We start from the raw sequence: 14,848 nt of genomic DNA, 5'->3' as shown, positions 1-14,848 counted from the left end.
AGGTACTTATATTTAATATGATGTTTATGTTAATTATTTGTGAAGCATGGCAATTATCAATGCCATATAGGTAAGGTGCTTTTCGGGATATTTTTGGGCAATAGCTATGCGCAAGCGACGGGATACTTCGCTGATATAATTTTTTACGGTTTGGTCGGCCAGGCCTAATTCACCTGCAATGGCTTTTACCGAAAGGTTTTCACTTCGTAACTGATAAACACGTTTCAGCATTTCGGGCATTAACTCAACTGCCTGTTGTAATGTTTTTTCCAGTTCCAGGTAATCAGTAAGCGATTCAATGGAATCTTCCAGCATATTTATCCGCTGTAATGCATCTTCCAATTGAACTTCTGTTACTTTCTTTGACCGGTAATGACTAATCACACTTAAGCGCACCGCACTTTGCAAATAGTTTTCGAGCGGGCCGCTTATGTCGAGTATCGCCCTGCGCTGCCATATCTTAATAAATATTTCCTGAACAACGTCCTGGGCGGTGTCACTATCATTTAATCTTGCTCGTGCCGATTGATATAATCGCTGCCAGTAGCGGTCAAACAAAATATCAAAAGCATCATGATCACCATGCTGTATCTGCAATAATAGTTCCTGATCTGATATGCCTTTCATCAATATGATGCAAAGCTATCCATCCAATGTTAAGACAGTTTTAATTTAATAAAAAACTAATCATAGTAACTGTTACAAATTTTGAGTGATAGTTACCTTCACATTACCCGGTGCTTTCATTTCCATTCTTAATGGATTGGAGTTTTTGATAAATTTACCTATATAAGTAACACCTTTCTCCGGCCCTTCTGTAAAAGTAAACTCTACATCATAATTTTTATATTTCCCGGTTAATTGAAAAATATCACCAGTGTCGGGGTTTTGTTCATTGCCTGTAAACGTCGATTCGTTTTTATTTTTATCAGGATCATCTGAGTTAAAAAAGAAATTTGTGTTTCTGTCACTTACCCACTGATTTGAGAGATTGGGTATAAATATATCTAAAACAGAGGCGTCTTTAGAACAAGAAAATAACATTACTGCGGCCAGTATAAATATGGCCATTGATGATTTTGCTTTCATGATCTTATGTTTTAGTTAATTTTAATTGTTCCATTATTATTTAACAAGCCATTCATAGCAGTAATTCTTTCACCAAGGCCATTTATTTTCCTTGTCATATTAGAAGATATTTCGGTCATATCTTTTGTTAAATTATTCTGCAACCGGGCCCTTTCCTTTTTGTTAGTTTCGTTATTGGCCGCGTAAATCCTGTTAATAAGCGTATAGTTAATCTCTAAAACATATGGTTTATGTAAATCTTCTATTGCATAATCAACAAGATTATTGAATTTTAAAGAAAGCTCCTTACTATTCCAGTAAGTGGCAATAGCTTGCTCATAGGTATTCTTATTATTGTTTAGCAACTCAAAGATCTCGTTATACCTATAAATGGCATTGCTAAACTGGTCATAGGCCGGCTTTGAATTTAAAGAGGTGCTTAGCGTTACAAAGGCATCATTAAAATTGCGTACTTCATTTAAATAATTGGCCAGCGTAGCCGATATCAGCGGAAAAAACTCCAATCGACCACTTGCAAGTTTCTGTTCATCTAAGTTATTAGCCGTCAACATTTTTACAATGCCGTCGTAACCATTCCTGGTCTCTTCTTCAATCTTTTTATAAAGGTTTTTCTGAAGATTGCTCTGTGAGCGATCCATCCGGTCAACAAGCCCCTTTAACTGGTCGGGGCCGGGTTTGGCTACAAAAATATCTATAAACACAGTGGGGTCTTTAGGTAACATGGCCTTACCTTCTAAAGGGTATTTTATTTCATATGCCTTTAGATTTGCCGACTCGATATTTAAATAACTTAGGTTGTTTGCTAAGTTCATGGCAATTATCCCCTGGGGGTCTGTATTCATCCTTTGCCCGCTTAAAATAAACTGTGTATTACTCAGCGGTGTATAATCCCCAAACCTTATTCTAAATTTATATGTTATGTGTTGCGATTGTGCATGCAACCCAAAAAACACAAAAATAAAAAGTATAATAAATCTCATTTCTCCTCTACTCCTATGCTTAATAGCTGCCCGTCATATACGTTTACTAATGAATTATATATCTCTTTTTTGTGATTAATAGCTATTACCCTGATCTCGGTACCGGATTTTACAGGAATGATTGCCGAAAAATTTCCGGAAGAATCTGTCGTCACCGGGTTATTAAGTTTTTCAAATTGAACAGATACATTCGCTAACCCTTCCCGCATTGGAAGCTTTATTACCCTTCCTTTAATGTTTACCAAGTCTTGTTCTTTTGTAAGATGAATGGTATATTGGGTATCGTTGTCTGTTTCAGATAAGCGATAAACACTATCTGCATTAAGTGAATACCCGGGCACATCAACAGAAATATCTACTGCCTTTCCTTTATAATCGGAGTTAATCCCCGTAAAAAAAGCCGTTCCATCATCTGTGATCTTTTTTGTAGAAAAGTATAACCCGGTTTTAATATTTACAATGCCGTTATTAATGACTTTAACAGTTTTGCTTTTCTCTGTAAAAATCAGGGTGAGCGTTAACGCACCCTCGCTGGCTATTGGCCTGTACTTGTAACCTATATAAAGTATGATAAAAAATATAACAGCCGGGCCAGAAAGGTATAATGATCTATTTTGGGTTTTTAAATTATATGTGGCTACCGATTTCATTGCTCCGGCCAAAAATGCCGTGGCTATAAGCGCTATAAATGTCAACAGAATAAAATACACGGGAAGTGAAATATTTATCTGCTTATTGTTTTGTATCAAAAAATAAAAACAAACAACAAACAGTAAAAAGCCCCCCAAACTAATAAATACCCAGCGTAAAGAATTTGATTTTTTTAACACTTATCTCTTGCTATATCTGTAAAACCATTTATCCTATAACAACATATATAAATTCAATTGAACCGATCAAAATCATATCGTTTGACGACGACTCATACTTAGAATTTGAGATTGCACAAAGGTGAGAAGGGACGGGCAAGTTGACATATTTTCAAAAGTCAAACTTCATCTATAGAAAATACAATAAGCGCAAGGCAATGCATTAACTATTAATTAAATATAAACAGATAATATTGGGGTATCAATAGCTATATGTAGTCATTTAAATATCGCCATAGAAACAGGCAAGCAATATATAGCCTAACGATTATAAAACTCAGTCCAGGTTTTTATTTTTTCAACAGGGTATTTTGCAAGCTGCTTGTTCGTTAACCGCCATATCCAGTTACCTTCTTCTATCGCCGGGATGTTCATACGCGAATTTTCATCAAGCTTGAGCCAATCTTGTATCGGAATTATCGCCGTTTTACATACCGATGCAAACGCGGTTTTAATGAGTACCTCGTTAACATTTTTCGATGTAACATTTTTACCGGTGTATTTTTTTAAGTTTTGATGTACTGTTGCACCTGCTTCATTTTTATACCAACCAAGCGTTGTGTTATTGTCATGCGTACCTGTATAAACAAAATAATTTTCAGAATGATGATGCGGGATGTATGCAGAATGCTGTATATCATCCCCGAAGGCAAACTGTAATACTTTCATCCCAGGTAAATTAAATTGGCTGGCAAGCCGGCAAACCGATTCATCGATATCACCCAAGTCTTCGGCAACAAAGGGCAAATCTTCAAATTTCGTTTTAAGCACATGAAAAAAATCGCTCCCAGGCCCGCTCATCCATTTACCGCCGACAGCTGTCTTATCGTCTGCCGGGATACTCCAATAAGCGGCAAACGCCCGGAAATGATCCAGGCGCAATAAATCGTACCATTTTAGGTTTTTGGCGATCCTTTTTACCCACCAGTCATAATTCGATTCTTTAAGTTTTGCCCAGTTAAACGTAGGCATACCCCAGCGTTGGCCATTCTCGTTAAAATAATCGGGTGGCACACCTGATACGCTATTCATTTCGAGCTTTTCATTAAGGTCAAATATTTCCTTATTTGCCCAAACGTCCGCAGAATCATAGCTGATATAAAATGGCAGGTCACCAAATATGTTGATGCCTAATCGGTTACAATAAGTTTTCAAGCTATACCATTGCCGGTGAAATATAAACTGAAGCCATTTTTCTTTACTTAGGGCATCCTCGTTATCGGCAGAGAACTTTTGCAAAGCTTCGGGTTCCCTATACTTAAACGCAGCCGGCCATTTATGCCATGGTTTGTTGCTATGTTGTTGTTTAAGAACCGAATACAATGCAAAATCATTCAACCAGGCGGCCTCTGTTTCGCAAAATACGGCGAAGCCATAATGAAGAGGATGCCGGCTATCAGCCTGAAAATTCTGCCAGGCTTTATCGAGCAATTTCGATTTTATTACCTCTACCTTTTCAAAATCTACTGTGCTACTCTTCGGCAACCGGGTTGACCGGAGGTCTTTCGGGCTTAACAGCTTGTCTTCCGCCAACTGTTCCGGGCTGATTAATAAGACATTACCGGCCTGACTTGAATAAGAACTATAGGGTGAATAACCGTCCGCAGCGCTGGTCGCGTTTAATGGAAGTACTTGCCAGTACTGCTGCTTACTGGCATGTAACAGCCGGGCAAACTTAAATGCCTGCGGACCAAGATCCCCTATGCCAAAATCGCCGGGCAGGGATGTTATGTGCATTAAAACGCCCGCATTTCGCCCTTTAAAGGGATTATTTAGCCTCAAAACCGCCACTGGAACCTCACTTATGATTTCACTGAGGTTTACCGTACCGTTAAACTTGATATTTTTATTTAATAGCTCATCGGTACATGTCACCGGAGCATCTTTTGGAAAGACTACCTGCGTATCTGCCCAATCAATTGGGGCTGCCAGGTCGTCGCCGCATATAGCTGCTATATCAACCGGCACGATCAAAACTATCCAAATATCGCGATAGGCCCTGGCAAATGCTATTAGTTCATTCTTATACTTACCTGTAACTTTTAACGGGATGTAATCACCTTTACTAAATAGGTCAGGATGCGCCGCACGCAATTGGAGCAGTTTACCAGTCAACCAGACCTTTATCTGCCCGTTGAAGCGATCCTTCCACATCTCACTTACCTGTACTGTTGTTTCGGCTGTGTTTAGTAGCTCTTCCCGCAGGCTATAATCAACCGGCCGGCGGTTATCGGGGTCAACCAGGCTGAGGTCCCAATGCTCGCATCCCTGGTAAATATCCGGTACTCCCGGGCACATTACCTTTAATGCCAATTGCGACAACGCATTTACAATACCCAATTCGCTAACCTTTTTATGAAGTTTTGCGAATGTCTTCCAAAAAGGGCTTTTTTTATCCAGCAAACCCGCGGCAAATTTCTTTGCGGCGTTTTCATAGTCTTCATTTGGTTCGGCCCAGCTGGAGCGTCTTTTGGCTTCGCGAAGCATTTTCTCCAGATATTCGTCTAATCTTTGGGGGAAGGTTTCTTCCTCTTCCCCCGGCATGGGGTATGAGCCAAGAATGGTTTGGTAGATAAAATATTCATCATTTTCATCAGGCGATCCGTTGGTTTTAAGCCGGGCATTTGAAACCCGCCAATCGTTAACCGTACTGAGCCATTCTGCGGGAATATTAGTAAGCACATTGAGGCGGGCCCTAACGCCCTCACCCCTCTTGGTATCGTGCGTAGATGTAGCGTTGATGGCCAGAGGCCATTGCTCCTGCCGTTTTTGCATTAAACGGTGAAATTGATTAATGGCTAAGCCAAAGGCCTCCGGAGAATCGCCAACCTCGTTATGGTCAACAAAGCGGTTATAAGTATACATCAACGTATCCTCTACACCTTTTGCCATTAAAGGGCCTGTAAACTGCATACAACGCTGGTAAAAGTTCAGCGCCTTTTCACTATGTGCCCTGTCGGCGCGCGGATCTGTGAACGCTTTGCGTAATAATTTAACCGCTGCGCTTAATGCCGGGTATCTTTCTTTGATTTCTTCAAATACGGCCTTCAAACGCTTACTTTCATCCTTGCTCAGTGGCAACTGATTGCCATAAAAACGGTATACCGGGAAGTGAACAAGCAGCAAACCGATCGCCTGCTTTAATGCTGTCCGTCCTTTTTCGCCTCTAAGCTTTCCATTTGCAAGGCCGGCCTCCATAAACAACCGGGTAAGATTTTCCAGCTCACCGTTCATGTGTTGTGTCAGTATGAGGTTTTTCTTGTCACGTATCTGCTTTTTTACCGGCCTGTCGTCGGCTGTAAGTTGTTGGTAAAATGATGAAAACGCTTTTTCGCTTTTTTGATTTGTGAATAGATTATTTACCTGCGCCAGGTAGTCATATCCCGTACTGCCCTGTATTGGCCACTGTTGCGGCAGCTCTTCCTCCTGCTCCAGTATTTTTTCGACCACTATATAGGTATCATCACCTGCTAAAGCCCTTAAACGCTGTAAATATCCCTCAGGATCATATAATCCATCTATATGATCTATACGTAAGCCCTGTATAATATTATCCTTTAACAGGTCAGCAATCAACCGGTGAACATGTTCAAAAACTTCCTCGTGCTGTACATTTAAGCAAATCAGGCTGTTGACCGTAAAAAACCGCCTGTAATTGATCTGCTGATCCGTTTCCTGCCAGCTGCAAAGGCAATAATACTGTTGCCCGGCAATCATCTTTAACTGCGCTTTGTCCTTGTTTACCCGTTGAAGGCAGCCTTGCAGGTGCTTGTTAAATTGTTCATTCTTCATTAACGCACTGAACTGTAATTTCAGTTCTGCGGCTGCTTTTGAAAAGATTTCGGCATCCTCTGTTTTAGTAAGTTGCTCCATCTGTTCAACAAGTACCGCTAACGAATCTAACTTTTCGTCTTCACCCGGTTGTAGTATATCTAAGTACGATTTGAAATTAAGCGGCCAGTATTGCTCCGCATATTTGAACACAAGCTTATCTACGTTCCAAACAATCTCGAGTTCTCCCTTATCGATCACAGCCTCCAGTTCATCGCCCAAAAATGGAACCATAAGCGGGCCCTGGAACAAGTCATTATCTGCCAGGCTTTGGTCGAAATAATTGCGGTATAACGACAGCGGCCCTTTTTCTAAAACATCCATTAACCAGGCATTATCATGATGGAACGCCATATGGTTGGGCACTATATCCTGTAACCAGCTAATACCATTGGTGTTTAGTTTCGCACTTACCTGTTTTAATTCATCAAGCGTGCCTATCTCCGGGTTTATGCATAACGGGTCAACATTATCATAACCATGATTGCTGCCGGGCACAGCCTTAAATATGGGTGATGCATAAAGGGTTTTAACACCCAATTTAACAAGATATGGGATTACCCCATCAAGGTGCCTAAAGGTAAAATCTTTATGAAACTGGATACGATATGTGGATACCGGGTTAAACATATTAATTAATATAAATAATAATGGACTGGGGTTGAATAACAGTAGGAGACAACCCCTGTTCCGGGCCGTTCCATCGTGCATCAGCCGAGTTGAGGATTAACTTTAATTTACCAGGTTCTAATGGCAACGTTGTTGATCGCTGCTCTTCAGAGAAATTCATAAGACAGTATACATGTTGTGCACCTTCCCAACGGTGGAGCTGTAATGTTTGCTGTTCCTCATTATATTCTACATTTAACTGGTTTCGATTAAGCTTATGCAAAGCGGGGAGTTGTTTTCTTACTTCAATAAGTGTTTTATAATAACCCAGCACAACTTTATGTTGTGGATCATCAAGACTGTTCCAGTTTAGCTTTGACCTTTCGAAGGTTTTTACAGATTGAGGATCTGGGGCCTCACCTTCCGTATGGAAAGAGGCAAACTCTGCTTTACGGCCTTTCCGCACTGCCGCTATCAACTCTTCATCGGTATGGCTTACGAAGTACAGAAAGGGATTATCCTCGCCATATTCTTCGCCCATGAACAACATGGGCAGATAAGGGCTCACCATAACCGCGCCTGCCAAGAGCTTTTGTGTCTCAAAGCTGAATAAGGTGCTGCTCCGTTCGCCAAGCATGCGGTTACCAACCTGGTCGTGGTTTTGAGAGAAGACCACAAACTGCCGGCCCGGATTATCCGTTTTAGTGCCAAACGTTTTGGCACGCCCCTCAGAATAGACCCCGTCATACACATAAGCATCCCTGTACGATTTAGCTAAATGACCTATTCCATTAAACTCACTATAATATCCGTTTCGCTCCCCGCCCGCTGCTACCCTTAACGAGTGATGAAACTCATCTATCCATTGCGCATCCATACCATAGCCGCTTTGTTTTATAGGATCGATAAATCGCCTGTCGTTTAAATCACATTCGACAATAAGGTAATGAGTTTTGCCTGTGTTATCCATTAACTCATCCACCGCTTCCCTTATTTCCTGCAAAATATGTTTAGGGCTCAAATCCTTTATGGCATGCACCGCATCCATACGAAGTGCATCTATGTGAAAATCTCTGAACCACATTAGCGCGTTCTGGGTAAAATAGTGGCGTACCTCGTCACTATGCGCATCATCAAAGTTTACGGCGTTGCCCCATGGCGTGTGGTATTTATCGGTAAAATAAGGGCCAAAAGCAGGAAGATAGTTACCCTCCGGACCAATATGGTTATAAACCACATCTAAAATCACGGCGATACCAGTATCATGGCAGGCATTTACCAGCGACATTAGTTCTTTGGCACCACCATACGAGTTTTGCACCGCATAGGGAAAAACGCCGTCATACCCCCAATTGCGATCGCCCGGAAACTGTGCTACCGGCATAATTTCCAAAGCGGTTATGCCCAATTCTTTTAGATAAGGCAGTTTACTTTTTATCGCTTCAAAATTCCCTTCAACAGTAAAAGTGCCGGTATGCAGTTCGTAAATAATGTATTCCTCTAATAACGGATTTTGCCATGCCTCATCGCTCCATTCAAATTCGTTCAAATCAATTGCCTGCGATGGGCCATGAACACCCTGAGGCTGCGAAAGGGAAGCCGGATCGGGCAATTTTCGACCATCATCTGTCAAAATCTGATAATGATCGCCCGGTTGTATTTCAGTGGTTATCAACTGCCAATAACCACGCTGGCCTCTTGATAACGGGAGGGTAAGATTTTTTTCCGGAAGATAAACGGCAGACCCCTGTAAATGTGGCGTCCAAAGCATTACGCAGGCCGAACCATCGTCTAAAAAAGTAAGGCCTGGTTGTGTAATTAACTCCTTGTCATTTTCCATTATTTAACGGGGATTACACAATAAAACAATAGATAAGCCCTCTACAGAAATACTTTCCCGCTCATTTAAGGTTTGACCTATGGTGCCTTCATGACCGGTATCCAATATCACTTTCCAATTCTGCCCAAGTAGTTTTTCGGGGATTTTATATTCCAGCGCTTCGTGATGAGCATTAAAAATAACATAGAAATCATCATCTATAATGTGCTCACCCTCCGGCCCTACAGAGTGTAAGCCCTTGCCATTTAAAAACACGCCCAGGGAACGGGCAAAATCATGGTTCCAGTTCTCATCTTCCATTTCTGTACCTTCAGGTAAAAACCATGCTATATCTTCAAGTCCTTTACCTTTAACCGGCTGCCCCTGAAACCAGCGGCGCCTGCGAAAAGCGGGGTGGTCTTTACGCAACCGTATAAGTTCACATGTAAATGCCAGCAGATCATGGTCAGCTTCGGCCCAGTTTAACCATGATATTTCATTATCCTGGCAGTAAGCATTGTTATTCCCTTGTTGTGTACGGCCAAATTCATCACCGGCAACCAGCATCGGTACACCTTGCGATAAAAACAGCGTGGTTAACAAATTACGCTTCTGCCGGTCTCTTAGTTTGATTATTTCAGGGTCGTCTGTTGGCCCTTCAGCACCGCAATTCCATGAACGGTTATGGTTTTCGCCATCATTATTATCTTCACCATTTGCTTCGTTATGTTTTTCGTTGTAGGAAACAAGGTCATTTAGTGTAAAGCCATCGTGCGCGGTAATAAAGTTAATACTTGCAGTAGGCTTGCGGTAGTTATCCTGATATAGGTCTGGGCTCCCTGTAAATCGCTGCCCAAACTCCCCCAGCATACTATCTGCCCCTATCCAATAATCCCTAACGCAGTCTCTGAATTTTCCATTCCACTCGCCCCAACCCGGCGGGAAGTTACCAACCTGGTATCCGCCCTCGCCAACATCCCAAGGCTCAGCTATCAGCTTTACCTGCGATATAATCGGATCCTGATAGATGATATCAAAAAATCCGCTCAATCTGTTAACATCGTGCAATTCCCGGGCAAGCGTGGCCGCCAGATCAAACCGGAAACCATCTACATGCATTTCTACTATCCAGTAGCGCAGGCTGTCCATAATAAACCTTAACACATTAGGCAGCATAGCATTCAGCGTATTGCCCGTGCCGGTGTAGTCATTATAATAACGCTTATTATCCTCAACAAGCCTGTAGTAAGATGCATTATCAATCCCTTTAAAAGACAATGTGGGGCCCAAATGGTTACCTTCGGCTGTGTGATTATACACAACGTCGAGTATCACCTCGATGCCAGCCTTATGGAGTTCTTTAACCATCTCCTTAAACTCCTGAACCTGGATGCCTTTATCTACCTCGCCTGCGTACCGTATATCGGGTGCAAAAAAACCTATAGTATTATAACCCCAATAATTGGTAAGTCCTTTTTCTACCAGGTGCCTATCAGCAATGCTTTGGTGTACAGGCATCAACTCTACTGCTGTTACCCCAAGACCTGTTAGATATTTTATAACAACAGGATGGCCTATCGCCGCGTATGTTCCGCGTATTTCATCGGGTATATCCGGATGTTGCTGCGTAAATCCTTTAACATGCATTTCGTAAATCACGGATTGGTGATAAGGGGTTCGTGGAGGCTGGTCGCCCTCCCAATTAAAATCATTATTAACAACTACAGATTTTGGCGCAAATGGCGCACTATTAGTTTCACTGAAACTCATGTCCTCGTCGGGATGGCCAACCTCGTAACCAAACAGTGAATCGTGCCAGTCTACAATTCCGGATAATGCCTTTGCATACGGATCGATCAATAGCTTGTTTGGATTAAAACGATGGCCCGACGCCGGGTCATAGTCGCCCATAACCCGGTACCCAAAAAGTTGCCCCGGACTAATTCCGGGCACATAACAATGCCATACCTGATGTGTGCGTTCTGCAATATGTATTCTTTCCTCAGTTTGGCCGTTTCCTTCGTCGTTAAATAGGCACAGTTCTACTCCTGTGGCATTTTCAGCAAATAACGCAAAGTTTACACCTTTGCCATCCCATGTGGCACCAAGTGGATAAGGTTTACCTGGGTATATTTTTTTTACCATATTTCTTTTAATGGTTTTTTCCATAAATTGTTTTTTAGATTACAATTTTTCTTATAACGATAATTTTTCAAACAAATTCATTTCATTTGTATTATTCTATTATAACTTATGAAAAGAATATTATTAATCAGCACCGATGCAACAGTTCAAGAGCTATTATGTGCTAATTCTTCGTTACTAAATGCAGAAGTAGAAGTAAACGAATGCACCCAAGACCTGCTGCAGAAAATTAAACAACACAAACCCGACGTTTTAGTTATAGATTTTATATTAAATGACGAAAACGGCGGCGGCCTGTGTCACCAGGTAAAGTCGGACCCGCAACTACGTGATCTGCCTATTGTGTTACTGTCCGAGTACACAACTATAGATCGTATAGCAACCAAGTTTGGATGCGATGCCATTGTTAACAAGCCCACAGATGTGCAGCATTTAGCCGCAGCTATCATCAATCTGCTACAGCCGCATCATGCGCATTAGGCAAATGTTTTTTTTGGTAACAATTATAAATTATTGTTGTTGGTATGATAATTTAAAGTTGCTTAATGGAAAAACACACGTATCAAACAGGTTTAATTGGGAACTGCGCATTTTTGGCTCACATAAATAAAAACACTAATATCGAATGGATGTGCTGGCCGCGTTTTGATAGCCCATTTATATTTGGGGGGCTGTTGGATAATAAAAAGGGCGGTGAGTTTTCTATTTTGCCAAAGGGCGAATTTTCTACAAAACAGATCTATTTAGAAAACACCAACGTATTGCGCACCGAGATAACCTGTGCTAATGGCAAATACAGGGTTACCGATTTTGCCCCGCGTTTTCTTAAACACGGCAGGTATCTTAAACCGCTTATACTGATACGTAAGATAGAGGCAATTGAAGGTACGCCGCATATAAGAGTTAAATGCAACCCGGTGTGTGATTATGGCCGTTTGAAACAAGATCGTTTACAAGGCAGCGATTCTATCGAATTTATGGGTTGCGGGGAAAAGATGACGCTAACATCAAATATCCCGCTTACCTACCTTATTGACGAAGAATACTTCTCGCTTAATGAAACCAAATACCTGCTGTTAAACTACGGGGGCGAGTTTGAAGGATCATTAGTAAGCACATCAGAAGAGTACCTGCGCGAGACTATTGATTACTGGCGCCTTTGGATAAAGCACTCCTCTATCGCTACATTTTATCAGCCCTATGTGATCCGCTCGGCATTGGTTCTAAAGATACACCAGTATGAGGATACCGGCGCCATTATTGCAGCCAGCACCAGCAGCCTGCCCGAATTTCCGGGGAGTGAGCGTAACTGGGATTACCGGTATTGCTGGCTCCGCGATACCTACTATGTTTTAACCTCGCTTAACCACATTGGGCATTTTGAGGAAATGGAGCGTTATTTCAGCTATGTGGCCGATATTTCACTCTCAGCAGGCGATAGTTTCAGGTATCAACCTTTATATAGCATAACCGGAAAGAAAGACCTTACGGAAACAATCATGGAGCACCTGGATGGGTATATGGGTAACAAGCCGGTCCGCATTGGCAACCAGGCATCCGAGCATGTGCAGAATGATATCTACGGCCAGGTGCTAATATCATTGCTGCCATTATATACCGATCATCGTTTTATTTTTAGCGAACGGAAAGATTCCGATAAGTGGATAGCTTCGATATTAAATAAAATAGAGCGTACTATCGACGAAAAAGACGCGGGTATCTGGGAGTTCCGCAATATCGCGCATATACACTGCTACAGTAACCTGTTTCAATGGGCGGGTTGTAACGCGGCCGAAAAGATCGCGCTTACTATTGGCAATGATGAATTGGCTACCAGGGCACGCGACCTTAAGGCAAGGGCGGCAGTACATATAGAAAGCTGCTACGACGCCGAACGCAAGGTATATACGCATGCAGCGGGCAGCCCCCATCTGGATGCCAGCACGCTACAGCTTATTATGATGAACTACATTGATCCCGAATCGCAAAAAGCCAAAGATCACCTCGCCGCTTTAGAAAAAGAACTTAAAACTGATGGCGGCCTCTTTTACAGGTATATCCATAGCGATGATTTCGGTAAGCCGAAAACAACTTTCCTGATCTGTGCATTTTGGTATGTGGAAGCACTCGCCTGTGTGGGCCGGATAGACGATGCCATACGCGAGTTTGAAAAGTTGATGAAATACTGTAACCATCTGCTACTGTTCAGCGAGGATGTGGATGAACAGACTGGCAGTCAGTGGGGGAATTTTCCACAAGCTTACAGCCACGTTGGCCTGATGAACGCGGCCTACCGGATAGCCATCAAACTTGACCGGCCTACATTTTTATAACTATGGAAGACCACATAAATTCCTGGACAAAACATTTACCGCACTGGTTATGGAACCTTTTGCTGATTTGCTTTGCTTTACTTATTGGCCTGGTGGTTAAATTTGTAGTTACCCTGTTGCTCAACTATTACAAAAACAGAAAAAATGCCGATTACTCCTTTTTAAAATCATTAGTAACGCATTTAAGCAGATCGCTAAACTTCTTTATACCACTATTAACACTCACTATTTTACTCCCCTACCTTGCCTTAAAAGATGTTTATGAGGACGATATAAAAAGATGGCTGGGTATAATGCTGATCATATCATTCGCCAGCATATTAATGAATTCGATAAAGATCCTGGAGGATTACATTTTTTATAAATACGATTTCAATAAGGAGGATAATTTAAAGGAACGTAAGATACGTACCCAGCTGCAATTTGTTAGAAGAGTTGCTATCGTCATCATTATCCTTGTAACACTTTCCCTGATCTTATTGAGTTTTGAGAGTGTGCGAAAACTTGGCGCTGGTTTGCTTACTGGTGTAGGTATAGGTGGTATTATTATTGGGTTTGCGGCCCAGAAATCGTTGGGTAACCTGCTGGCCGGTTTCCAGATAGCATTTACCCAGCCTATTAGGATTGATGATGTACTGGTAGTAGAAGGAGAATGGGGCCGGGTTGAAGATATTACACTTACCTATGTGGTTTTAAACATATGGGACCAGCGGCGGCTAATATTGCCAATTAATTACTTTATTGAAAAGCCTTTCCAAAACTGGACACGGACTACCGCCGAGATTTTGGGGACTGTTTTTTTATATGTTGACTACAATGTACCGGTTGACAAGCTTAGGGGAGAATTAACACGTTTATTAAAAGCATCTCCCCTGTGGGACCAACGGGTGGGAATTTTGCAGGTGACCGATGCCAAAGAGAATACGCTGGAACTACGCGCCCTGGTAAGCGCCCGCAATTCATCACAGGCGTTCGATCTGAGATGTTATGTAAGAGAAAATCTGATAAAGTTTTTGGCGGATAACTTCAGCGAAAGCCTGCCAAGGCACAGGTATGGGATCAACATTGATCCTAAAGACATTAAGCCGGATCAATGAAACAGATTTGTATGATACTGGTTTAGCGAAAACCGGCTGTTTTGAAGTGAATGTTCTTTTTGCATTAGGAGATTAA

Annotated in this window: 10 protein-coding genes; 3 read left to right on the top strand and 7 right to left on the bottom strand. The window is 41.9% G+C overall.

All coding sequences use genetic code 11. The features are described 5' to 3' along the window. Positions 1–33: 33 nt before the first annotated feature. The 7 genes from NPE20_RS00690 to glgX form a co-directional block, all read right to left on the bottom strand. Complete coding sequence (locus NPE20_RS00690) at positions 34–627, bottom strand: RNA polymerase sigma factor (protein ID WP_256536666.1); 594 nt, start codon at positions 625–627, stop codon at positions 34–36. A gap of 72 nt (positions 628–699) precedes the next feature. Further along, positions 700–1,089: a hypothetical protein gene (locus NPE20_RS00685; RefSeq protein WP_256536665.1), complete on the bottom strand. Its 390-nt coding sequence runs from the start codon at positions 1,087–1,089 to the stop codon at positions 700–702. 11 nt (positions 1,090–1,100) lie between these two features. After that, positions 1,101–1,931 (bottom strand): hypothetical protein, encoded by an 831-nt coding sequence (locus NPE20_RS00680; RefSeq protein WP_256536664.1) that lies wholly within the window; start codon positions 1,929–1,931, stop codon positions 1,101–1,103. A 134-nt stretch (positions 1,932–2,065) separates the two neighbouring features. Then, positions 2,066–2,764, bottom strand: coding sequence for a peptidase associated/transthyretin-like domain-containing protein (locus NPE20_RS00675; protein ID WP_256536663.1), 699 nt, complete (start codon positions 2,762–2,764; stop codon positions 2,066–2,068). A gap of 435 nt (positions 2,765–3,199) precedes the next feature. Beyond that, the gene (gene treY, locus NPE20_RS00670) at positions 3,200–7,399 is read right to left on the bottom strand and encodes a malto-oligosyltrehalose synthase (protein ID WP_256536662.1); all 4,200 of its coding nucleotides are present in this window, start codon (positions 7,397–7,399) and stop codon (positions 3,200–3,202) included. 1 nt (position 7,400) lies between these two features. Continuing rightward, positions 7,401–9,218 carry a malto-oligosyltrehalose trehalohydrolase gene (treZ, locus tag NPE20_RS00665; RefSeq protein WP_256536661.1) on the bottom strand — a complete coding sequence of 606 codons (1,818 nt, stop codon included), beginning with the start codon at positions 9,216–9,218 and terminating at the stop codon, positions 7,401–7,403. Positions 9,219–9,221: 3 nt separating this feature from the next. Then, positions 9,222–11,366: a glycogen debranching protein GlgX gene (glgX, locus tag NPE20_RS00660; protein ID WP_256536660.1), complete on the bottom strand. Its 2,145-nt coding sequence runs from the start codon at positions 11,364–11,366 to the stop codon at positions 9,222–9,224. An 84-nt stretch (positions 11,367–11,450) separates the two neighbouring features. Here glgX and NPE20_RS00655 point away from each other — a divergent pair, with 84 nt between their 5' ends. From NPE20_RS00655 to NPE20_RS00645, 3 genes are all read left to right on the top strand, one after another. Continuing rightward, the gene (locus NPE20_RS00655; RefSeq protein ID WP_256536659.1) at positions 11,451–11,822 is read left to right on the top strand and encodes a response regulator; all 372 of its coding nucleotides are present in this window, start codon (positions 11,451–11,453) and stop codon (positions 11,820–11,822) included. Positions 11,823–11,887: 65 nt separating this feature from the next. Next, the gene (locus NPE20_RS00650; protein ID WP_256536658.1) at positions 11,888–13,675 is read left to right on the top strand and encodes a glycoside hydrolase family 15 protein; all 1,788 of its coding nucleotides are present in this window, start codon (positions 11,888–11,890) and stop codon (positions 13,673–13,675) included. Between the two features lie 2 nt (positions 13,676–13,677). Beyond that, positions 13,678–14,772, top strand: coding sequence for a mechanosensitive ion channel family protein (locus NPE20_RS00645; RefSeq protein WP_256536657.1), 1,095 nt, complete (start codon positions 13,678–13,680; stop codon positions 14,770–14,772). Positions 14,773–14,848 lie beyond the last annotated feature (76 nt).

The organism is Mucilaginibacter aquariorum (assembly GCF_024498135.1).
GTDB classification, from domain to species: domain Bacteria; phylum Bacteroidota; class Bacteroidia; order Sphingobacteriales; family Sphingobacteriaceae; genus Mucilaginibacter; species Mucilaginibacter aquariorum.
Note: the sequence above shows the minus strand (reverse complement) of the source record. Positions and strands in the feature narration are given on the sequence as shown.